The following is a 22,308-nucleotide window of genomic DNA, read 5'->3' as shown; positions in this document are numbered from 1 at the left end:
TCCAAAAAGGGAATGAGCAAATTGCTCATTCCCTTTCTATTTTCCATAGCTCAATTTTTTGTATATGAGAGTCTTCCATATCCTTTACTTTTAACCTATAACCACTTACATCAATCTCTGTTCCTTCTTCTGCATTGATATTTTGAGTCAGCATCCACCCGGAAATCGTATTAACTTCATCGTGCTCAAGATCAAGATCAAAATAATCGTTCACGTCTTGAATGGACATTTTCCCATCTAATAATTTATGACCGTTCTCAAGTGTATCCATCGGCAACTCTTCTTCGTAATCAAATTCGTCCCGAATCTCACCAACGATTTCTTCTAAGATATCTTCTACTGTCACAATACCAGAGGTACCTCCATACTCATCAACAAGTACAGCTAAGTGAATATGATCCTTTTGCATTTTTAGAAGCAAATCTCTTAGCGGCACATTTTCGAAAATCTTCGGGACAGGACGTACGTAGGATAATATATCACTCGATTCATCACAGTCGTCATAGAATAGTTCTTTCATATGAATAACTCCGACGATATCATCTTTATCTTCGTTAATAACAGGGTATCTCGTGTACCGCTCGTCTCGCATAATTTCCATGTTATCTTTCATCGAGTCATTAATATCAACGACGACGACTTCCGTCCTTGGAACCATAATCTCTCGCGCAGTCCTGTTATCAAATTCAAAGATCCGATCCACGTATTTATATTCAGTTTGCGTAATTTCCCCCTGCTCATAACTTTCTGAAAGTATGTGGCGCAATTCATCTTCTGAATGTACTTCATCTGATTCATTAGCAGAAGCAAATCCAAGCATCCTCGTTAAAATGTTCGCACTCCCATTTAGTAACCATATAAAGGGGAACATAATTTTATGAAACCAAATGAGCGGCTTAGCGACAATAAGCGTAACCGCTTCTGCTTTTTGAATGGCTATCGTTTTTGGAGCGAGCTCCCCAAGAACAACATGCAAGAATGTAATAATGAAAAAGGCAATTGCAAAAGAGACCGTATGACTTAAAGCCTCAGGTATAGGAAACTGTTCAATAATTGGGTGCAACAGCTTATCAACGGTCGGCTCACCCAACCAACCAAGACCTAAAGAAGTGATCGTAATACCAAGTTGACAGGCGGATAGATAGTCATCTAAATGATCTAATAAGTACAGAACAGACTCTGCCTTTTTGTCATCTTCTTTTACTCTTGATTCAATCTTAGATCTTCGTACCTTTACAATAGAAAATTCACTAATAACAAAAAAGGCCGTTAATACAATCAGTAGTGCAACTAACAATAAATTCAATGTAATCATTAGAACTCTCCCTTTACAGCGTCATCTCCTATCACGAAACTCTACCCCAAGAATAAGAAGAGAAAACTCCGCGAGTCATGAGGTAAAAAAAATAGCTGAGCCACAAAAGTGGCTCAGCTATTTTCTATTGTTGCTGGCCGCGAGCGTCTACTGCTTGACATACCTCATCCGCTGTCATTCCGTTTGCATTAATAACAGATCCTTGCATAGCTGCATCCGCCATGCCCATCACGTTTTTATCTTGACCGGAAATAACACAGCAGTCACAGCCTTGTGTATCCTGCTCACTTTTAAGTTCAACAGTATCGTGACCTTTTGATTGTAACGCTTCACGTACGTCAGAAAGGGTACCTTCTACACCAATTCGTGCCAAAGTAACCCACCTCCTTTTTAGTTAGGAACGAGTCCTTCAAGGAGTAGTGTGTCCACAAGGAAGATTGGTATACGCACACCTTTATAGAGACCTTAGCGTACGTTCTACAACGTTTACTCCTACTTCAAGAGCCTCTTCCTTAGGCTCTAACCGTCCATTATGCAAGCCATATTCTGAATCAACACCAAGCCAAAACATAAAGCCAGGGATCTCTTTTAACATATAACCGAAGTCTTCCCCTGTCATAGCCGCTTTTGATTCTACAAATGTATAGCCAAGATCCTCGACGATCTGTTGAAAAGGCTCTATATAAGCCCCATGATTATTTACTTGATAATAATTTGAACCATAGTCAATAGAGATTTCACAATCATGACTGAATTCAATCCCTTTAGCCAAGTCTTCAATCTTCTTCTTCAAAAGATCCATTGTATCAGCTTTAAACGTTCTCATCGTTCCTTCTAGCCGAGCCGTTTCCGCTATTCCGTTTTGGACCGTTCCTCCTGTAATCTTACCAATCGTCACAACGGCTGAATCCAATGGATCAACAGCTCGTGAAACGATGGATTGCGCCTGAACCGTATATTGGCTCGCTGCAAGCACCATATCTCTTGTTAAATGAGGATAGGCAGCATGACCACCTTTTCCTTTAAAGTCAATATACAACTCGCTCGTATTAGCAAATAACAACCCTTCTTTAGTTGCAACGCTTCCTACTGGATGCTCAGGAGCAATATGAAGAGCAAAGATTTCGTCTGGCCACCACGACTTCATCTCTTCACTTTGAAGCATTGGCAGAGCTCCGCCTGGATTTTCCTCTGCAGGTTGAAATAGAAATAATACATGTTCACGAGCCGGGGATTTTGCTAATCGAGCAAGGCTACCAAGGGCGATCGTCATGTGGAAATCGTGTCCACATGCATGCATCTGACCTTCATGAGTGGAAGCAAAAGGATACCCCGTTTCTTCTACAATCGGCAATCCATCTATATCAGCCCGGTAAGCAATCGTTTTTGAGGGATCAGTTCCTCGTACTTTAACCAGAAGTCCCGTCCGCCACTTTTTCACCTCAATATGATCCTGTGGCAACTCCTCGATAAAGTTTAATAAATATTCTTGCGTTTTTGTTTCCTGGAATCCAAGCTCAGGGATTTTATGTAGGTCTCTTCGCGTCTCTTTTAAAGCTTCACTATTCATCTGTTGTCACCTCTTTAAAAATGAGGCCCTCCAAAGGGGAGAGCCTCATCATCATCATATTAGTTATCTAGTTTACGCAATTCTTGCTTAATTTCTGTTTTCCCTTTAGTTTGTTCATCAATTTCCTTGATGACTTTAGCAGGAGTTCCGGCTACAACAGTGTTTGGAGGAACATCTTGTGTAACGATTGAACCTGCAGCTACAACAGAGCCTTTTCCTACTGTTACACCTTCAAGAATGACAGCGTTCGCTCCCACTACAACTTCATCTTCTACGACTACCGGCTTTGCAGAAGGTGGTTCAATAACTCCAGCTAGCACAGCTCCCGCTCCGATGTGACAGTTCTTACCAACTGTAGCACGGCCACCAAGAACAACGTTCATGTCGATCATTGTTCCTTCACCTACTACAGAACCGATATTAATCGCAGCTCCAAGCATAATGACTGCTCCGTCTCCAATTTCAACCTGATCGCGAATAATGGCACCAGGCTCAATACGAGCATTCACATTCTTAAGGTCAAGCGTTGGAATAGCAGAGTTACGACGATCATTTTCAACGACGTAATCTTCAATTGAACCTTTGTTGCTTAGAAGGGCAGGTTCAACGTCTTTCCATTCACCGAAAAGAACGCCTGTTTCATTATCAACGAAGGCTTTAACCGTTTCGCCAAAATCAATTGACTTTAGGTTATCCCCTTTAATATATACTTTCACTGGTGTAGATTTTTTACTATTTGAAATAAACGAAATAATTTCGTTTGCATCCATCATTTCCATGGCTTGCGCCTCCTTTATGTAGTACAACGTTATTTTATTACTTTATCAGACTCAAGAAGGGGTGACAAGGCATTACGTTTTTTTACCTTTTGGAAGGAAGAATATGAACAAAAAGGACAGGATAGCTAGTCCTAAAAGTCCTACATATACTTGATGCAGTCCAATCGTTAATGCTTCTTGAAGTGCCGATTGAGTCGAAGAGGAAAGAGAAGCACGTTCATCAGCATCTAAAAGTTGGTTAACGGTTTGTAATGATATGTTACCCCCCATATTCTTATTCTGAATGGTAGTATGAACCACGCTATTTAGAACTCCGCCTAAAACAGCTGCTCCGATTGCACTCCCAATGTTGCGCATAAACATATTAGAAGCCGTAGCAATGCCTCGTGTCTTCCAATCGACAGTACTTTGAATCGAAACAATAAACGATGTGGTGGACATCCCCATTCCTACGCCAATAAAGAAAGACCCTGCTGCCGCCCATAAAGGACCTTTATCTGGCGTTAATAGAAAGAAGAAAATGCCCCCTATTACAAGAGCCCCTCCTCCTATCATTGAGGTAGCACGAAAGCCAATCTTTAAAAGCAAGCGCCCGGCAATCATAGACGATATAGGCCATCCAATTGACATGGTGGTTAAAGTAAACCCGGCAACTGTTGCCGATTTCCCCATAACCCCTTGCACAAAAGCCGGAAGGTAACTCGAGACCCCTATAAGAATCATTCCTGTCGTAAGAGAAGTAATATTAGCAATAGTAATGGAGCGATACCCCCAAATGGAAAAAGGCATCATAGGGTCAGGAGCACGCTTTTCCTGAAGATAAAACCCGATTGAACAAAGAATAAATATGGACAGAAGCCCTATCGCAAGCGGAGAATTCCACTCGATTCCTACTCCTCCTTCTACAAGAAGGAACATTAATGAAGCAATGCCGACCATAAGAAGAGCTGAACCAGGAAAATCTATAGAATGACGCTTTTTCTCCACGTTTTCATGAAAGAAGAAAACCACACCGATTATAGCCAAAATGCCGAGTGGGAGGTTCATCCAAAACACATAACGCCAGTTCAATACGTCTACAAAAAAGCCACCAAGTGCTGGACCTGTCACGGCAGATATCCCCCAAACACTTGAAAGATACCCTTGGATTTGGGCTCGTTCTTCTTTTGTATAAATATCTCCAACTATAGTGGACGCAATCGGCATAAGGGCCCCTGCCCCAATGCCTTGAAGGAATCGATATATAATAAGGGTAGTCATCGAAGTAGCAAATCCACATAACAATGATCCTACTAAAAATAAACTGATTCCTATAAGGAAAATAGGCTTTCGCCCAAACAAATCGGAAAGCTTACCAAATATTAAAACTGTACTCGCATTTGTCAATAAATACGCTGAGAACACCCAGCTGTAGAGAGAGAAACCTCCGAGTGCTGCCACGATACTAGGCATGGCTGTTGAAACGATAGTAGCTTCAATCGCTGAAAGAAACATAGCAAGCATAATAGATGCGAGTACAAGAGGTCTATTTGATTTCTTTTGACTTGATTCAATTGATGCAGTTGAATTCATCGTTCCCTCCTCCTCTGGTATAGGCATACTTACTTCGCAGCCATATCTGCTTTTTATTACATGAAGTATAAAATGGAGGTGTCCTCAATAAGAGAACACCTCCGAATGTTACATTTTATTATTATATGTGTGAAAGTGTTTATTTAATGGTTTTAAGATGGCTCTTCTTGTTAGGATCCCGTCAAAATAACCCTCATCGTCCGCCACGCAAACAAATGGATGGTTAACCACTTCTCCTAAAGCTTTTGAAAAGCTATCCTCTTTCTTTAAACACGGTATATCTGTATTCATCACTTCTTCTACGCGTACAGAAGATAGCTTATCGAGCTCAAATTGCTCTACTCCAAGCATATTCTCAATAATAATGGTTTTACTTATAGTTCCTTGCAATCGGTATTTCGCATCTAGTACAGGAACGGCAGAATATCCTGATTTCACCAGGACCAACAGGGCGTGTTCTAATGGATTACCTCCTTGAACATGAGCCACGATTTCTGATGGAATCATTAAGTCTCCGACATGGTATTTTTCTAATTCTTCTCTTTGCAAACTAATCATACGTTCGTACACTCCTTCTTGTTCACACACGGAGGAGTAAGCAATTGTTAAATGCTCTATCAATCCCGAAAATTATTATAACACACTCTATAAGAAAACGATAACATAACTTACACCTCTTGATCCCATTCAAGTTTTGAAATACGCCATCCCTCATCTGTTCTAGAGATCGTAATAATTCTTTGGATCTTGCTTTCTCCCATTAATTCTGATGATTTTTGTTTGTCTTCCTTCACTACAATCCTATCTTTTTGTTTCTCAATCACAGAAAAACCTTCTATATTCTTCGGAATGATATAAGGAGAGAAATCCGTCGTACCAAATTGAAAAACATCTCCGTCCATAATAAGATGCTCCACAAATACCGTCATCATGCTATCTTTAGTAAACCATTTAATAAATTCACTTCGGATCTCACTATAAGTAGATTGCTTGCTAGCATACTCTGCCTGGACTTGATGGGCTTCTTTGAGAATACGTTTCCATTCGACGTCTGATTCCTGACCTGCTTGTACGGTTTTAAATGACACAAATGCGATCACCACTGCAAACATTAATCCGAACAATACAAACTTCCTCATACCCCGTCCTCCCTTAAATTAAACAGAGACGTACCTGATTTGAATCTCATCACAGCACGCCCCGCTTCACCTACTATTCTTTCTCTTTTGGATTATTGTGTACTTCAATTTGAATCGGCTTTAGCTTATCGTGACCACATGTAGGACATTTGTATTGGTCAGTAGATAAAGAACAGCAATGATTACAGTGGTAATGCATAGACATCCCTCTCTTTATTGGTTATCTTCATTCTATCAATATAGCCTATGCAATTGAGGTAGATTCGTTCGTAAAATCCCCCCACCCATAGACAAGCCTCCCTACGCTTTTCATAAAAAGACCCAAATAATGGTGATGATTGACGAAGAAGTCCTACAAAGTAAAAAGAATTGAAAAATGAAGCATATTTTGCAAGATTACGGGGAAACAATATCGTACATTCCGAATACATCTAAGAAGATAGGATGTTAATATGAACATATGATCATATAACTTCAAGGGGTGATGTCATTGAATGAGCATAAAAACGAAATGGACTATTATCCGCCTGATGATCACGTTTTCCATTTATTAAACCAGGCAATCGAACACGCTCAACATATTTAAATAGGAGGATTTCTAATGGGACACTCTCACGATGGTCATAGCCACGGGCACGACCACTCACATGGCGCTAACAAAACCGCCTTAATGTGGAGTTTCATTCTTATATTTGGTTTTATGATTGTAGAAGTTGTTGGAGGTATCATAACGAATAGTCTCGCTTTACTTTCAGATGCGGGTCACATGTTAAGTGATGCAGCAGCCCTTGGCCTTAGTTTAGTAGCATTTAAAGTAGGAGAACGGTCTGCTACAAAAGCGAAGACATACGGCTACAAACGATTCGAGATTTTGGCCGCTTTCTTAAACGGGGTAACATTAATCGTTATCTCTCTATATATATTCTGGGAAGCTTACAACCGTTTTTTAGATCCACCTAATGTCAGTATGGGAATGATGATTGTTGCTTTCATAGGGTTAGTGGTAAACATCCTCGTTGCCTGGATCCTTATGAGAGGGGATACAGAAGAAAATCTAAACCTTAGAAGTGCTTTCTTACACGTGTTAGGGGATCTGCTTGGCTCTATCGGTGCAATTATCGCAGGTATTCTTATTTATTTCTTCAACTGGAATATTGCCGATCCCATTGCAAGTGTTCTCGTAGCCTTACTTATCATTACAAGTGGGTACCGCATTGCAAAAGATTCTTTCCACGTTTTAATGGAAGGAAAACCTGAAGGAATAAACGTAGAAAAAGTCCATGAAGATTTAAAAGGACTCGCAAACGTAGTGGATGTTCATGACCTCCACATCTGGTCTATCACCAATGAATTCCCAGCCCTAACCTGTCATCTAGTCGTGGACAAGGAATGTGAACGTGACCTATTACTCCAGAAGGCAGTAGGGCTATTAAAGAGCGAGCACGAAATCACTCACTCTACCATTCAAATAGAAAGTCAATCTGTGCTCCCCCATGAAAAAGATGATTGCTGTAATTAAAACCAGCAACTGAAGAATGAAAAAAAGGAGCTTGGAAAATTCCAAGCTCCTTTTTATGTGTAGATCGAACTTAAGAGTATCAGATCAGCAAGGACTCATTGTCATATATATAAGCATACTTAATATCTATAAATATGTAATGATGGGCCGATAATGGGAAACTAAAGGTACGAATCATTTCTCTTGTTTCAATATCTGAATAAAGCTCAGAAAGCCTCCCTTTATTCCACAACCTCATTTGTACCATATTCTCTAAAAAGTACGGTCGAAATGCCCAATTCGTTCCGAGGATATCGATCTCTTTGACCCAATCTTCTTCCCTTTTTCTAAAGTTTGAAGAAATTTGACGCCCATTGCTGTCACATACGTACATCCGAAAACTTTCTTCATCAAAATACCCGGTCACCCTCTCTAAGAAAGAGTCCACTCGTTTCGGTCCATCCCAGTGATCCAACAATCCCCTCACTCTCTGATCCCAACGAAGAACATGAGCAAGGCGTTCCTCTATTAGATTCTTCTCTCGTTTAATAAAGCCATCCACTTGCTCTTTAATAAGGGGCTGCTGGCTGAATGGTTCTAGAAACGAAAATGAAGGTCGTGCCAAATAGAACCCTTGATAATAACGTCCCCCATGTTTCCAGGCATAATATAACTGATATGAATCTTCGATATTCTCGAATAGTAGCGCTGCCCCAATCCTTCTTGCAAGCATAGAAAGAGAATAAATGATGTCCTGGTACCCACTAGAGTCGACCCCTGAAAGGATCTTTGAATCAACTTTAAGAATATGGGGTTCTAATTGGCGTAACCGATCTAAATTCGAGCTCTTCGCGCCCACATGGTCAACAGCAATTTGGATCCCGTATGTTTTATAGTAAAGCAATAAATGGTTCAACATTTCAAAATCTTCATCAAAATCATGTTCTGTGATTTCAAGAACTATCCGACTCATGTCAAAACCTTTGTCCTCATAATCGTGCAAGGTGGACAATAAGGGTTCACCATTTTCAAGCATAAGCTGTTTGGCATTTCGGTTAATGAATAGATTGCCTTTCATATCATGTTCAACCATATCCCCAATAGCCATTTGCAGAATATATTGATCTACCTCTAATTTAAAATCCTCTGGTACCTGAGCATCATGGAAAAATGTCCCTAAACTGACCCATTCTCCTTCATGCCAGTATCTCCCTAACACTTCATATCCGATGATATCGTGCTTTACAGCAGAGAAAACAGGCTGATACACAGGTTTGACTCTTTCTAAATGACTGACTACATCTAACGGATCCACGCGCGCATCCCTCCTGGTTCTTCCAATTACGTCTTCATTCATTTCTTTATTGTACTATTTTATCGGAATTCTAGGAAAAGATATAGGCAGTTTTAAAAGTTTTCCCTCGAAGCCATCTGCGGATAGCGTGAGGTTTTAAAGCCCCTTCACGCACGACCATTGAAATCCGATCAACGTTTAGCTAGGTGCAAGAAAAGTAAAGATTTTCTTTATTAAGAGAGAAAGATTTGGTAGAAAAGGTTAAAAAGCGTTATAATTAAAGAAATTAAGAATGAGGTAGGTTCTGAATGTGGAAACACATACGTATACAAAGCGAGAAGAAATTGTAAATGCTGTCACACACGGTATTGGTGTTTTACTAAGTATTGCTGCTTTAGTGTTGTTGGTTGTAAATGCCTCCATGAACGGAAATGCTTGGCAGATCGTATCGGTATCCATTTATGGTGCAACGATGATCTTCTTGTATTTTTCCTCAACTATGGTCCATGGCATGCCAGATGGAAAATGGAAAGATCTATTTGAGATTTTCGACCACGCTGCCATCTACTTATTTATCGCAGGCACATATACTCCATTGTTACTTGTAGTATTGCGAGGTCCTTTAGGATGGACGTTATTCGGAATTGTATGGGGTATTGCGATCTTTGGAGTCGTGTTTAAGGTTTTCTTTGTGAAGAAATTTGTAGTCCTATCAACTGTATTTTATGTTTTGATGGGTTGGATTATCGTTCTAGCATGGAACCCTCTTGCTACAAAATTAGCTTTTGGAGGCTTAGTCCTTTTAGTGGTAGGCGGTGTCCTTTACTCGGTGGGTACAATCTTTTACGTGTGGAGAAGCTTCACGTTTCATCATGCAGTCTGGCACCTATTCGTATTGGCCGGTTCTGCCATGCATTTCTTCACGATTTTCTATTATGTATTATAAAAAAAGAGACAACTCCCTATAGGGAATTGTCTCTTTACTTATGTGTCTATTCAATCCTGAGAAGCCCACTCATTTAAAATGGGAACTTATTTAACCATTGTCCTCCGTCTAAAGTAACCACTTCTCCATTCATATAAGACGCTTTATCAGAAAGGATAAAGTTGGCTAACTCTGCTATTTCTTCTGGTTGTCCAAGACGCTTTAAGGGTACAGATTCTAAAGTTCGTTTTGCGGCTTCTTCTGATTCAAATAACTTATCAGCACCACCTGTTCGTTCGATTGGGCCTGGGGCAATGGCGTTTGTACGTATTCCATACTTGTATCCCCACTCTACAGCGAGCGTTCGTGTAATGGATAAAACACCTGACTTGGCAGCTGCCGAGTGGATGACACCAGCTCCAGCGTCCCATGCATATGTAGCAACCATATTTAAGATATTTCCCTTTGTTCCTTCTTTCATCCAGTAATCCCCAGCTGCCTTACAACAATAAAAGGTACCATTTAAAACGATATCAATGACCGAATTCCAGCCATTCACAGATAATTTTTCAGCAGGGCAAATAAAGTTTCCAGCAGCATTGTTAACAAGATGATCGAGACCACCGTAAGTTTGAACTGTTTCTTCCACCATTCTCTCTACATCCTCTGGCTTCCTCACATCCATGACAATCGTGTGAACGTTCCCATCTGTGTTCTTTACAATGTCAGCTTTTGCTTCGTTCAGCCGCTCCTGGTTCCGGCCTGTAATAACCACATTGGCTCCTTCTGCTGCAAATTTCTGAGCCATATACTTCCCCATACCACTTGATCCACCTGTCACAATGACAACTTCATCTTTCATGAGCCATTCCTCCTTTGCATATAAATTCTTTACACACCCATGAAAACCCTTTCAAACCATTCTAATTTTTCAATTTCATTTCATATATTGAAATGAACGATATGAATGATTAAGACATGCTATAATGCTACTATCCCTTAACGGGAATGAAATGGATAAAAGGCGTGAACGAATTATGTCAAAACCTATCACTCGTCGAACATTCATGAAGCGCCTTTTCGGAAGCGTTTTAGGTTTGTTTGGTATCGGAGGGGGCACTTATTATTACGCTCGGTACGTTGAGCCATCTATGCTTACCGTCCAAGAAGAGACCATCTCTTCTGCAAAGATCCCCGCCTCTTTTCATAATAAAAAGATTTTACAATTTAGCGATACGCATATTGGATTCCACTATGATTTGGGACAATTCCAGCAACTTATAGAATCGATTCAATCTCACGAGCCTGACCTTTTATTATTTACAGGGGATCTTATTGATGCACCTGACAAGGAAACAACTCTAACTTTTGAAAAAGTTGCCGCTATATTAAGTAAGCTAGAAGCACCTATGGGTAAGTATTGGATTTACGGAAACCATGACCATGGGGGTTATGGCACAGAAGTAATTGCCAACACGATGAAGGAAGCTGGATTTACACTGCTCCAAAATAATCAAGCTTTAATTGACAATTCAGGAGAGCAGATTCTCTTAGCAGGCCTTGATGACGTCATGTTGGGGAAACCTAATATTGAGAAAGCCCTTGGAGGAAATAACGATGAGCTCTTTACCATCCTCCTTTGTCATGAGCCTGATTATGCTGAATCAGTTAAGCACTACAAGGTGGATGTACAGCTTTCAGGCCACAGTCATGGAGGACAAGTACAAATCCCCTTCTTAGGCCACCTGGTTACACCTCCTTTAGCAGAACGATACGTGGAGGGGTGGTATTCTATTGGTGCCTTTCCTCTATCTTTATATGTAAGTCGCGGAATTGGAACAACCAGGGAACCATACCGATTCTTATGCCGTCCTGAATACACGATTCATACATTAAAACAAACGTAGGCTGCTTTCTGTTGAAAGCAGCCTTATTCCATTTAAATACAGGCTCACAACTCCTTACCTTTTCATAGACTGATTAAAGAGTCTAGAGTGAAAGGAGAGTCCACTATGCACCATTATCCTGCTGCCTATAATCAAGGGGTCTACCGAAATAATAACGGAAGTCATCAAAACGATGAACGTTTTATAGGACCATTTTTTCCATTTCTGACAGGATTAGCGGTAGCTCCATTATTTTACGGAGCATTTAGACCGCCATTCTTCTATCCACCTTACCCATACTATCCGCCATACCCTTGTCGTCCATTTGGGTGCCGTCCCTTCTACCGCCCATTTTATTAAGAGATAGTCGTTTCACGAAATGTTCATAGCTTCCCTTCTTTGCTTCATGTTAAAATATTCTGTAGATATATAATAGAGGCACAATGGGGGATGGGATATGAAACGATATACAACTGGAGCTATACTTCTGCTCATGATGGTTTTATTAGCAGCCTGCTCTAATTCAAAAGATTATGAGGGAGATTTCTCTTATGATGTAGAAGATTTCGAATTTACAAACCAAGACGGGGAAACCGTTTCAAAAGAAGATCTAGAAGGAGATTTTTGGGTCGCAGATATGATCTTTACAAACTGCACAGATGCTTGCCCCAATATGACTAATAATATGGCTCGCTTACAAACAATGGTTGAGGAAGCTGGATTAAAAGATGACGTAAACTTCGTTTCTTTCTCCATTGATCCAGAATATGACTCACCAGAAGTGTTAAAGGACTTTGCAGGTAAATTCGAAGCCGACCTCTCTAACTGGCATTTCCTAACAGGCTATGAACCTGAAACGATTAAAGAGTTCTCAGTTAAATCATTTAAATCTATGGTAGAAAAAATCCCAAGACAGGATGCTCCTGAGGGCCAAGTAGATTACAATTTCGCTCATTCATCAAGAATGTATATTATTACACCAGAGGGTGAAGCGATTAAGAGCTATATTGGCACCGACTTTAATAACATGGAGCCTATACTTGAAGATTTAAAAAACTATATTCAATAGCAGAAATGAGAGTCTTCTTCATTAAGAGGACTCTCATCATTTTTTAAATTTGCTTTTTAAGATCAGCTTTTGTACGATGGTAGTAGTTAAGAAAAAGGAGGAAGTTTTTTGAAAAATGAAGTAAAACATTCTTCTACTCAGGAAATTGCAGAAGCGTTATATGTCGTTAACCGCCATGCCAAAACAGCACCAGACCCAAGACATTTATACACGCTTAAGAAAAAAGCAATTCAGCAATTAATCACTCAGAAGCAAGCCAAAAAGATCGGCCTCCACTATTCCGACCACCCGAAATATAGCCATCAGCATTCCACCCTTTTGGTACAAGTTGCTAATTATTATTTCCATATCCCCCCGCGAAAAGAAGACTTCCAAGCGCTTAAGCACTTAGGAAACATCGATCAATCCTATCGAAACCCCAAACCAAGTCTTTCTTTAACAAGAGCGAAAAAGGTGCTCTATCGCTATTTAAATTGGGAGGAAGATTATAGTGATAAAGAGCCGAATTATAAGAAACAGACGAAGTCGCCTTATCGCAATCCCCACTATGCACCATGGGGACAACTAGTTTCATGGAATCAAAAAGATCGACGAAGATAAAACCGATTGAAACGTTTCATCTTTCTCAAGGAAAGGAATTCCTGTAGTAAGGAGGGATGGAACGTGAATGAAATGAAAAATTTTATGTATGAGCTCTATCAGTTTATGAAATGGTCTGAGGAAATGAAAGATGCCTATGAACGTCTAAGTGAAGAGGAAAAAATTCTTGTGAATAAACATACCCCTTTCACAGAAACGCCTAGGGAGCTCAATAAAGAGGTTACAAAATGGTACGAAAGCATGCATGAAAAAGTTACCTATTAAATTGAAATTTTCATCCATAAAAAAAATCGGCTACTCGCCGATTTTTTTAGTGTTTATCCTCCGCCCCAAATCATCTAGGGCTATAAGTAAAAAATTATCCAAAGCGATACTACTTACAAAATTAACTGATCGATCTTTTTAACAAGCTCGACAATTTCAGGCTTTGATATTTGATCGTTAGCCCCCACTATTTCCCCTTTATGTCTTAAATCATCTGTAATAAGCGACGAGAATATAATTACAGGGATCTGTTGCATGTTAGGGTCCTCTTTAACTTGCTTTGTAAAATGGTGGCCATCCATACGAGGCATTTCAATATCCGTTATGATAAGCTGATATTCCTCTTCTACAGCTTTCCCCTCTTCTACAAGACCCAAAAGATGGTCAATTGCTTCCTTCCCATCCTCAAATGAACGTATGTTTTCATAGCCTGCTTCTCCAAGAGTTTCTTCTAACATAGCTCTTAACATAGCAGAGTCTTCAGCTATCAAGATTCGTTTCTGTGATCTTTCTCTGACCCCTAGCGTTTTCATTTGATCTACGTTGATACTAGAATCCGGGTTGATATCAGCTACCATTTTTTCAAAATCTAACATCAGGAGCATCTCAGTTTCTCGTTTAATGACTCCTGTGATTTGTGTTTCTAACCCTTGATACATCTTACCTGGTTTCTCAATATTTTCCCATGAGATGCGATGAATTTGCGTAACGGTATGTACATGGAAGACGATCTTGGTTTTATTAAACTCTGCTAGAATAAATTTATCTAACTCTGGTTGATCAGAAGGAGGAAAACCTAGTGCATGAGCCACATCAACAACCGGAACTACCTCTCCTCTAATTTCAATAATTCCTTCAACGGATTGATGAGCATGAGGAACTTTGGTAACAGGAACCGGATTCAGAATTTCTTTGACTTTAATGACATTGATTCCGAATTTGTTCTGTCCTACTCCAAATTCTACGACCTCTAACTCATTTGTTCCACTTTCTAATAAGATCCCTTTATCATACGTTTCCACTAAAAAACCTCCTCAAAATATGGTAAACCTTCCTCTATTATAGAAGGAACCCCAATATTTTCATAGGCACTTCTTGTTAAAACGTCGCATGTTCCCATTCAGATTAAAATATCTTTCCTCCTAGTGGTGTAAATAAGAGGATTTCGTAATATAAAAAGACGAAACCTTAAAAGGCTTCGTCTACAAAACGGGTACAATAGCACCTTAACTCTTAGTCATTTCGAATGAAGTAATATACAATTAGCCCAATAAAAGGGAATATAATTGTTAATATTAATACAACAATCGCATATTCTTTACTTTTCCCTTTGCGTTGCGCATCTCTATATGCCCAAATACTCGTTATAATATTTAATACAAATAGTGCGATCGATACAAAAGCTATAATACCTAAAAATAATCCAGCTATCCCTAATCCAGTTGCTGCGCCTAACATGGGATCTCCTCCTTTTCATTCATACCATATGTACGGTTACATCGAGTACAACGTTTCACTTATTTTGTACCCCGCACACCATATCATTCAAACAAAAAGGAGGACATACCTCTATACACTCTTAGGTTTTTGTTTTTTGTGTTGTTTAATATACGTCACCAATCGCTCTGTAGCAAAGGTCACAACTACAAACCCTCCGAAACAAATGAGAGCAAGAGCGCCATTCGATACATCACGAACTTCAACTTCCCCTGTTCCGCTAACCCCTTGATATACTTCATAAAATGCAAGTATAAAGAGCACCACTAATGCAGCTAGAACATAGCTTAATAACCTATCCCACTTTAATAAGATCATCCAGTAAATGATGGGACGAACGATATTGTAGAATAAGATAATTAAAACCATTGCGAAAAAAAAGTGTAAGTGCTGATCGGTTATACCAAGTGGTGCTAACTGTGAATCTTTAATAAGCCAATCAAACGTTAAGAAACCTTCCATTCTTTTACCTCCTGCCCTTTGATGCTACAAGTATCGTCATGAAGGGTGATGATTATACGTTACTAGAATCTAAAGAAATGGCCCCAACCTGCACCCTTCGCCTTCTTCTAGAGAACAGACAAAAAAATGGGCAAAATCGCAATTGATTTTGCCCATCCACTCTTTTATTATAAATAAAGCCTATTTCATTTCATCGAAACTGAACGAGCAGAAGACGTTAAAAAATCTTGCAAGGCCTCATATTGACTTTCGGCTTCCTCGTACCCTTGTTGGTACAAGGCATGTAATTTGTCACGATTCCTTTCGATTCGACTTACAGCCAGTGGCTTTTTAGGTTGAATAATAAAGGCATTTCCTTGTTCTACAAGATCATCTACTTGTTCGACCGTTTTATTATATCGTTCGTGCCTATTTTCAAGTGCCTGAGTTAAATTTGGATAATCTTTAAATTTACGTTTCATAAGCCAGGAGAATTTCATCTTATCTTTTCGATATCCAGGATTCCGTGTGGAAATCACCACGTGCTTTGTATTCCCTTCTTGAAGAGAAGCCGAAATAGGAATTGGATCCGCAATTCCTCCATCCAACAGTTGCTTGCCTTCGTGATGGATCATAGGGGCGATAAAAGGCAAGGAACTCGAAGCACGGATCAATGATAGTAATGTAGGTCCGTCTTCAAAGAAATCATAGTACATTGGCAATCCGGTATGGACATCTGTAGTACCGACCACGAATTTCGTCTTTTTAGAATGTTGAAAGAAGCCGTCATAATCAAATGGTACAAGTTCATTAGGAAGTTTATTAAAGATGAAGTCCATCCCGAATAGCTCTCGTTTCGTAATCGCACGCTTATAGGATATGTATTCAGGGTGCCCTCCATACTCTACTAACACTTTGTAATTGCGTCCCTTTTGCCTTGCGACATACGATGTACCGTTACAAGCTCCGGCTGATGCCCCAACCACGTAAGGAAAGTGGAGATCCGCGTCTAGGAAAAAGTCTAAAACTCCAGCTGTATAAGCACCTCTCATGCCCCCACCTTCTAACACTAACCCTGTTTGCTCCATACTCGATCTCCCCTTTCGAACGTTTCCGTTATGGATCAATTATAACAATTTAACTCATGAAAATAAAAAAATTGATACACCTAAAGTAGCATACATAAGTATGCATTTGGATTTCCTTCAACCGTGTGAAACATGTTATGATGATGATTAAAACGTTCATCGTAGGACGTCTTTATGAATACCGGAGGTGACAACAGTGCATCATTTAATTAATCCGCACTTACAATCAATACAAATTTCAGGGATCCGAAAGTTTTTTAACATGGTTTCAGGGAAAGAAGGAGTTGTCTCATTAACCATTGGGCAGCCTGACTTCCCAACGCCTCAGCATATTAAACAAGCTGGCATCGAAGCCATACAACATAACCAAACATCTTATACCCATAACGCTGGTATGTTACCTCTTCGAGAAGCTATCTCCCAATTTGCTGATCAAGAATATGGTCTTTCCTACCAACCTGAAACAGAAATCATTACCACTGTAGGGGCTTCACAAGCCATTGATCTTACATTCAGAACCATTTTAACTCCAGGAGATGAAGTCATTCTGCCTGCCCCTATTTACCCAGGGTATGAACCGTGTATCCGTCTTGCAGGTGGACATCCTGTTCATGTAGATACAACTCACACAGATTTTAAATTAACAGTGGATATATTAGATCAACATATTACTGATAAGACAAAATGCATTGTGCTTCCTTATCCATCTAATCCGACAGGAGCCACTTTGAATAGAGAAGAAGTTCAAGCCCTCGCAGACTATTTAGAAAACCGCGATATATTTGTTCTTTCTGATGAAATTTATAGCCAGTTAACCTACGATGAACCACATACATCGATTGCCAGATTTAAAGGAATGAAAGACAAAACCATCGTTATTAACGGCGTATCAAAATCTCATTCTATGACCGGTTGGAGAATTGGTTATACGTTAGCTCCTGAATGGCTTTCAAAAGAAATGCTAAAAGTTCATCAGTATAACGTATCTTGCCCTACTTCTATTAGTCAACACGCTGCCCTCAGGGCCATCAAAGATGGAAAAGCAGACACAGAGGCCATGCGTACAGAATACAAAGAGCGTTTAGATTACGTGTATAGTCGTCTTACAAAAATGGGAGTTCCTTGTACAAAACCTGGTGGCGCTTTTTATGTATTCCCCTATTTCCCTGGTCTTAAAGAAAGCTCATTTAATTTTGGTCTAGATCTGGTGGAAAAAGCAAAGCTAGCCCTGGTTCCAGGAGATGCTTTCTCTTCATACGGGCAAGGTTACATGCGAATATCTTATGCCTATAACATCGATACATTGAAAGAAGCTTTAGACCGATTAGAGGAATACTTGACAGAAACTGCGCTCATAAACAATTAAATCTGAGGCATCCTAAAATTGAGGTGATTAAACATGAGCCATCAAAAACGACGTAAAGAGCGTGCTCTACGCCAAAGAAAAGAAAAACAAAGTCCACATGGCAAAGTTAAAAGCTTCGAGGAACTCAGTGAGGAACAAAATCAAGATAAGAAATAAAAAAACAGTAGGCGCTCGCCTACTGTTTTTATTTTTGATTTGCATTTTGTTTATGATAGGTATTGATTAATTCGTCTAATTCATGGCTGAGTTTTAATGATTCCTCACTCGTTAACCCCTGGCTTTCCGCAACTATAATCATACGCTCTCGTACTCCTTCAATTCGATCTAACAATTGAACTTTCGTTAATAAGCAAGCAACCACAACTCCCACCCTCTCTTCCATCCTTGACGTTTTCAATCGATGGCAGATTAAACGATTCCACCATCCCTATCTAGCGCAAAAATGTTACATATTGACATGCACGGAACTATTTACTACCACATATTGTATCTGAACTCATTATGGCAAACAAATGATCCCCTGTAAAGGAAATCGCAAAATAAGACAAAATCTATCAGAACCTCCTGTCATACTCATTGGTCTTTGGCAATTTTCGACAAATATTCCTATTGCTATTTTCATAGAATCTTTTTATAATTTGATTAGTTTTGGTTTTACGAATGAATTAGAGAAAGAGAAGATGAAGATGAACATGATTTCATTTCAGCCATACCGAACAATTGGTTTGCCAGGTATTACGTATATTAAGCCCGAACATACGTTTAAGGAAGCAGATAAGATTAAAGACGCAGACCTGATTTTATTCCCAGAGAAATGGCAGTTGCCTATGATTGTGCATGCTTGGAATAAGGCTATATTCCCTAGTTACGAAACCATTGTACTAGGTCATAATAAAGTCGATATGACCCGTGCCATTCAAGCTGCTTTTCCCCATGCGTTTCCCTATACGGAAATTCATGCCAATACGGATGAAAAAGCTCAGGAAATTATTGAGACCTTTGGATTCCCCTTTGTTGGGAAAGAGCCCAGGAATTCAATGGGGAACGGTGTGTATCTTATTACAGATTTGGAGTCCTTCCATCATTACAGGGCTCAAACGGATACCCTTTATGTACAAGAATGGCTCGAAACAGATCGTGAAATAAGAGTATGTATGGTAGGCACTACGATTACAGCCAGCTATTGGAAAGTTGCAGAACATGGACAATTTCATCATAATATCGCCAGAGGTGGCCATATCGAATACGATGCGATTCCTAAAGAAGTGATCGAACTCGTTAAACAGGTATGTCATACCTTCAACATTAATTATGCTGGCTTTGATGTCTTGCTTATCGAAGGAAGACCTTATATTTTAGAATTTAATGTTCTTTTCGGAAACCAGGGTCTTACCCAAAGTGGCATCGAACCTGAACGAGAGATGTATCGATATCTAACGAGTACTTTTCTTAAACCATCTCCAACATTACCTAGTGGAGACAAACATATTTCATAATACAAACAAAAAAGCATTCTTCCGAGGCTAAAGCTGAATAAGAGTGCTTTTCCATTTTACTTCAAGGGGAGATTCTATGTATTTTAAACGAAATGAACCATTCCGATACACGTTCGGGACTCCTGTTATGGGACAAGTAAAGAACCCTGAAGCAGAAAACAAAGTTGACATGAAAATTTGGGATATCAGTCAGCATGGAATGCGCATTGAACTATTACAATCGTTTCAGACAAAGGAAAACGATACCGTCCATGTCTTTTTCACCCTTCTTGATCAAGAGTTTTCAGCAGTCGGGACTGTGAAGTGGGTAAAATCGATTGCGGGAGTGCCTCAAGTAGGAATTGATTTAGATACCGATTCTACGTGGAGACAAACGCTCGTGCAAACCTTAAAACAATATGCTAAAAATCATATCTAAACCTTTCCATTTTTATGATACCATGGAGTAAGAAGTTCTCAGCAGGAGACGAAAGGAAGATCACTTTTGAAGAATAAAATCTTAAAGGAAATATTAGACTGGACAAAGGCCATTGGATTTGCCCTTATACTCGCATTTGCGATACGGCATTTTGTGTTTGCCACATCCATTGTAGAGGGAACCAGTATGGATCCTACTTTAGAAGATGGCGAGCGTGTTATGTATAATAAGTTCGTTTATTTAGTAGGTGAACCTGAACGAGGAGACATTGTGATCATCCAACGTCCAACCAAAAACTATGTAAAACGTATCATCGGTTTGCCTGGTGATACGGTTGAAGTAACTGAAGATCACACTTTATATGTAAATGGTGAGAAAGTAGAACAAGATTACCTCAATCAACAAGCTATTCAAGGAACTCGAGCTTTTCCTGAAAAGGAAGTTCCTGAAGATGAATATTTCGTAATGGGAGATAATCGGATTGTTTCTAAAGATAGCCGTAATGGACTTGGCTTTATTAACCATGATGAAGTCATCGGACGATCAGAATTGGTCATTTACCCATTTGATGAATTTAACTGGACACGCTAATGAATGTAAGAAAGCCCCTTCGATTTGTCGAAGGGGCTTTCGTTTATTTTAACCATGATCAAAAATGCAAAATCCAATATTCACTAGCAGGATCACTAAGGATACAATTCCAAACACCACTTCAAACATTTCACCCATTCAATCCACCCCCTAATATGTACGTTCATTTGTATTTTATCAGAAAATGCCATAAAATATTTATTTTTTCAAACAAAAATTTGTCAGCTTACCAAGATGGACAGGATTATCATAATCGAATTTCAAAAATATGGGTGATCTTAACAAAAACATTATGATAAACTACTAGTATCAATGATCGATGTACGAAAGCTGGTGAAAACATGGCCTTTTGCCCCTATTGCGGGACTAGAATTCATCCAGATGAAAGCTACTGCGTCTCATGTGGAAGACAGATTCCAGAAGACATTCATATGAGATCTGGAAACGAACACAATACCTTTAATATATGGTGGGCATTGCCCTTGGCTGTACTCCTTTTCTCCCTTCTATTAACAGGCGGCTCGTATTGGTTTATTGATCACCAATCTGCAAAGGCTCAAGAAAAGCTTGAAGAAGGAGAAGAATTAGCATTAAAGGGCAAATTTGATTCTGCACTCCATCATTTTGATGAAGCAATCGAATTATCTTATCAGTTCCCTGCAGCCAAACAAAATAAACAATACATGGAACTTGCCATAAAGATTGAGTCGTTATTAGATGAAGCCAAGTATCAAATATCCAAAAAGGAATATCAGGAAGCTCTTAAAGTGATTGATCAAGCTGAAAGTCAATTGAAGAATATGGACGGAGAACTGGTACGAAACCTTATTGAAAATATTGTTACACTTCGAAATAAAGCAAAGTTATATCAAATACAAGATAACGTCGAACAGGATTCATCCATATCGTATTTAAAAAGTGTACTTTGGCAAATTGAAGACATACAAAATGATGAAGCTCAGTCTATGGCTTCATCGGTACAGGAGCAAATTATCTCCCATGCTTTCTCTAATGCTAATAAGCATTTAAAGCAAAATCAATTTTCAGAAGCCAGAAGTTACGTGGAGGAAGGGTTACGCTTTGCACCTGAAAGTAAAAAACTTCAAAGTTTAAGGACAACCATTGAAAAGGAAAAGACAGCATTTGAAACAGCCCAGCAAAATCGAATTGAGCAAGCAATGGTTGCAGCCGAAGAAGAACAAAAGAAGAATAAAAATGATGCAGTTGAAGTTGCGACGATTAAGGCAACATTAGATGATCAGAATCACCTTGTTGTTCAAGGAAAGTTAAAAAGCGTCGCTACAGTACCGATTAACTCTGTTTCTCTATCCTACAACCTTCTTAACTCAGAAGGAGAAATCATGGAGACAAATGAAGTATATGTATATCCTGATACATTATATCCAGATGAAACAGGACAGTTTGAGTTTACACATTATGATGTGGAACAAGTCCTTAAGGTTAAAATCAGTAAAGTAAAATGGTTTCTACACTAACAAA

Annotated in this window: 27 protein-coding genes; 13 read left to right on the top strand and 14 right to left on the bottom strand. The window is 39.4% G+C overall.

Annotated features, from left to right (window positions below; translation table 11 throughout):
* Positions 1 to 25: 25 nt before the first annotated feature.
* From QNI29_RS09070 to QNI29_RS09040, 7 genes are all read right to left on the bottom strand, one after another.
* Positions 26 to 1,315 (bottom strand): hemolysin family protein, encoded by a 1,290-nt coding sequence (locus QNI29_RS09070; protein WP_231416181.1) that lies wholly within the window; start codon positions 1,313 to 1,315, stop codon positions 26 to 28.
* A gap of 124 nt (positions 1,316 to 1,439) precedes the next feature.
* Positions 1,440 to 1,688 (bottom strand): YkuS family protein, encoded by a 249-nt coding sequence (locus tag QNI29_RS09065; protein ID WP_231416180.1) that lies wholly within the window; start codon positions 1,686 to 1,688, stop codon positions 1,440 to 1,442.
* 81 nt (positions 1,689 to 1,769) lie between these two features.
* Positions 1,770 to 2,885 (bottom strand): N-acetyldiaminopimelate deacetylase, encoded by a 1,116-nt coding sequence (locus QNI29_RS09060; protein ID WP_231416179.1) that lies wholly within the window; start codon positions 2,883 to 2,885, stop codon positions 1,770 to 1,772.
* 59 nt (positions 2,886 to 2,944) lie between these two features.
* A complete protein-coding gene (gene dapD / locus QNI29_RS09055) occupies positions 2,945 to 3,664 on the bottom strand; it encodes a 2,3,4,5-tetrahydropyridine-2,6-dicarboxylate N-acetyltransferase (RefSeq protein WP_231416178.1) in 720 nt (239 codons plus the stop codon).
* 72 nt (positions 3,665 to 3,736) lie between these two features.
* The gene (locus tag QNI29_RS09050; RefSeq protein ID WP_231416177.1) at positions 3,737 to 5,236 is read right to left on the bottom strand and encodes an MDR family MFS transporter; all 1,500 of its coding nucleotides are present in this window, start codon (positions 5,234 to 5,236) and stop codon (positions 3,737 to 3,739) included.
* A gap of 108 nt (positions 5,237 to 5,344) precedes the next feature.
* Entirely contained in the window at positions 5,345 to 5,794 is a 450-nt protein-coding gene (gene cbpB, locus QNI29_RS09045; RefSeq protein WP_231416176.1) for a cyclic-di-AMP-binding protein CbpB, read from the bottom strand.
* 110 nt (positions 5,795 to 5,904) lie between these two features.
* Complete coding sequence (locus QNI29_RS09040) at positions 5,905 to 6,375, bottom strand: DUF3993 domain-containing protein (RefSeq protein WP_231416175.1); 471 nt, start codon at positions 6,373 to 6,375, stop codon at positions 5,905 to 5,907.
* A gap of 601 nt (positions 6,376 to 6,976) precedes the next feature.
* On the opposite strand from QNI29_RS09040, the gene QNI29_RS09035 reads away from it, so the two are divergent.
* Positions 6,977 to 7,894: a cation diffusion facilitator family transporter gene (locus tag QNI29_RS09035; RefSeq protein ID WP_231416174.1), complete on the top strand. Its 918-nt coding sequence runs from the start codon at positions 6,977 to 6,979 to the stop codon at positions 7,892 to 7,894.
* Positions 7,895 to 7,973: 79 nt separating this feature from the next.
* Here QNI29_RS09035 and QNI29_RS09030 read toward each other — a convergent pair whose 3' ends face one another.
* Positions 7,974 to 9,188, bottom strand: coding sequence for an EAL domain-containing protein (locus QNI29_RS09030; protein ID WP_231416173.1), 1,215 nt, complete (start codon positions 9,186 to 9,188; stop codon positions 7,974 to 7,976).
* A gap of 289 nt (positions 9,189 to 9,477) precedes the next feature.
* On the opposite strand from QNI29_RS09030, the gene trhA reads away from it, so the two are divergent.
* Entirely contained in the window at positions 9,478 to 10,113 is a 636-nt protein-coding gene (gene trhA / locus QNI29_RS09025; protein WP_231416172.1) for a PAQR family membrane homeostasis protein TrhA, read from the top strand.
* Positions 10,114 to 10,186: 73 nt separating this feature from the next.
* Here the strand turns inward: trhA and fadH are convergent, their stop codons facing one another.
* A complete protein-coding gene (gene fadH / locus QNI29_RS09020; RefSeq protein ID WP_231416171.1) occupies positions 10,187 to 10,954 on the bottom strand; it encodes a 2,4-dienoyl-CoA reductase in 768 nt (255 codons plus the stop codon).
* Positions 10,955 to 11,129: 175 nt separating this feature from the next.
* On the opposite strand from fadH, the gene QNI29_RS09015 reads away from it, so the two are divergent.
* The 5 genes from QNI29_RS09015 (at position 11,130) to QNI29_RS08995 (ending at position 13,911) form a co-directional block, all read left to right on the top strand.
* Complete coding sequence (locus tag QNI29_RS09015; RefSeq protein ID WP_231416170.1) at positions 11,130 to 11,999, top strand: metallophosphoesterase; 870 nt, start codon at positions 11,130 to 11,132, stop codon at positions 11,997 to 11,999.
* 105 nt (positions 12,000 to 12,104) lie between these two features.
* On the top strand, positions 12,105 to 12,338 hold the full coding sequence (locus QNI29_RS09010) for a hypothetical protein (RefSeq protein ID WP_231416169.1): 234 nt from the start codon (positions 12,105 to 12,107) through the stop codon (positions 12,336 to 12,338).
* A gap of 97 nt (positions 12,339 to 12,435) precedes the next feature.
* Positions 12,436 to 13,047 carry an SCO family protein gene (locus QNI29_RS09005; protein WP_231416168.1) on the top strand — a complete coding sequence of 204 codons (612 nt, stop codon included), beginning with the start codon at positions 12,436 to 12,438 and terminating at the stop codon, positions 13,045 to 13,047.
* A 108-nt stretch (positions 13,048 to 13,155) separates the two neighbouring features.
* Positions 13,156 to 13,647 (top strand): YkyB family protein, encoded by a 492-nt coding sequence (locus tag QNI29_RS09000; RefSeq protein ID WP_231416167.1) that lies wholly within the window; start codon positions 13,156 to 13,158, stop codon positions 13,645 to 13,647.
* Positions 13,648 to 13,710: 63 nt separating this feature from the next.
* Positions 13,711 to 13,911: a hypothetical protein gene (locus tag QNI29_RS08995; RefSeq protein WP_231416166.1), complete on the top strand. Its 201-nt coding sequence runs from the start codon at positions 13,711 to 13,713 to the stop codon at positions 13,909 to 13,911.
* 113 nt (positions 13,912 to 14,024) lie between these two features.
* Here QNI29_RS08995 and QNI29_RS08990 read toward each other — a convergent pair whose 3' ends face one another.
* The 4 genes from QNI29_RS08990 to QNI29_RS08975 all read right to left on the bottom strand — a co-directional run bounded on the left by QNI29_RS08990 (position 14,025) and on the right by QNI29_RS08975 (position 16,937).
* Positions 14,025 to 14,933, bottom strand: coding sequence for a chemotaxis protein (locus tag QNI29_RS08990; RefSeq protein ID WP_231416165.1), 909 nt, complete (start codon positions 14,931 to 14,933; stop codon positions 14,025 to 14,027).
* Between the two features lie 211 nt (positions 14,934 to 15,144).
* The gene (locus QNI29_RS08985) at positions 15,145 to 15,369 is read right to left on the bottom strand and encodes a PLDc N-terminal domain-containing protein (RefSeq protein WP_231416164.1); all 225 of its coding nucleotides are present in this window, start codon (positions 15,367 to 15,369) and stop codon (positions 15,145 to 15,147) included.
* Between the two features lie 111 nt (positions 15,370 to 15,480).
* Positions 15,481 to 15,870: a hypothetical protein gene (locus tag QNI29_RS08980; RefSeq protein ID WP_231416163.1), complete on the bottom strand. Its 390-nt coding sequence runs from the start codon at positions 15,868 to 15,870 to the stop codon at positions 15,481 to 15,483.
* Positions 15,871 to 16,055: 185 nt separating this feature from the next.
* Positions 16,056 to 16,937 carry a patatin-like phospholipase family protein gene (locus tag QNI29_RS08975; RefSeq protein WP_231416162.1) on the bottom strand — a complete coding sequence of 294 codons (882 nt, stop codon included), beginning with the start codon at positions 16,935 to 16,937 and terminating at the stop codon, positions 16,056 to 16,058.
* Positions 16,938 to 17,133: 196 nt separating this feature from the next.
* Here QNI29_RS08975 and QNI29_RS08970 point away from each other — a divergent pair, with 196 nt between their 5' ends.
* Together QNI29_RS08970 and QNI29_RS08965 are read left to right on the top strand one after the other, a co-directional pair.
* A complete protein-coding gene (locus tag QNI29_RS08970; protein ID WP_231416161.1) occupies positions 17,134 to 18,303 on the top strand; it encodes an aminotransferase A in 1,170 nt (389 codons plus the stop codon).
* A 33-nt stretch (positions 18,304 to 18,336) separates the two neighbouring features.
* Positions 18,337 to 18,459 (top strand): DUF6254 family protein, encoded by a 123-nt coding sequence (locus QNI29_RS08965; RefSeq protein ID WP_231416160.1) that lies wholly within the window; start codon positions 18,337 to 18,339, stop codon positions 18,457 to 18,459.
* 28 nt (positions 18,460 to 18,487) lie between these two features.
* Here the strand turns inward: QNI29_RS08965 and QNI29_RS08960 are convergent, their stop codons facing one another.
* A complete protein-coding gene (locus QNI29_RS08960; protein WP_231416159.1) occupies positions 18,488 to 18,700 on the bottom strand; it encodes an aspartyl-phosphate phosphatase Spo0E family protein in 213 nt (70 codons plus the stop codon).
* A 241-nt stretch (positions 18,701 to 18,941) separates the two neighbouring features.
* On the opposite strand from QNI29_RS08960, the gene QNI29_RS08955 reads away from it, so the two are divergent.
* From QNI29_RS08955 to QNI29_RS08940, 4 genes are all read left to right on the top strand, one after another.
* The gene (locus tag QNI29_RS08955) at positions 18,942 to 19,799 is read left to right on the top strand and encodes an ATP-grasp domain-containing protein (RefSeq protein ID WP_231416158.1); all 858 of its coding nucleotides are present in this window, start codon (positions 18,942 to 18,944) and stop codon (positions 19,797 to 19,799) included.
* Positions 19,800 to 19,875: 76 nt separating this feature from the next.
* The gene (locus QNI29_RS08950; protein WP_231416157.1) at positions 19,876 to 20,217 is read left to right on the top strand and encodes a PilZ domain-containing protein; all 342 of its coding nucleotides are present in this window, start codon (positions 19,876 to 19,878) and stop codon (positions 20,215 to 20,217) included.
* A 66-nt stretch (positions 20,218 to 20,283) separates the two neighbouring features.
* Positions 20,284 to 20,808, top strand: a complete 525-nt coding sequence (gene lepB / locus QNI29_RS08945) for a signal peptidase I (protein ID WP_231416156.1) — start codon at positions 20,284 to 20,286, stop codon at positions 20,806 to 20,808.
* 431 nt (positions 20,809 to 21,239) lie between these two features.
* Complete coding sequence (locus QNI29_RS08940; RefSeq protein WP_231416155.1) at positions 21,240 to 22,304, top strand: zinc ribbon domain-containing protein; 1,065 nt, start codon at positions 21,240 to 21,242, stop codon at positions 22,302 to 22,304.
* Positions 22,305 to 22,308: the final 4 nt, after the last annotated feature.

Source organism: Pontibacillus chungwhensis (assembly GCF_030166655.1).
GTDB lineage: Bacteria > Bacillota > Bacilli > Bacillales > BH030062 > Pontibacillus.
This window is presented reverse-complemented; position numbering and strand designations above follow the sequence as displayed.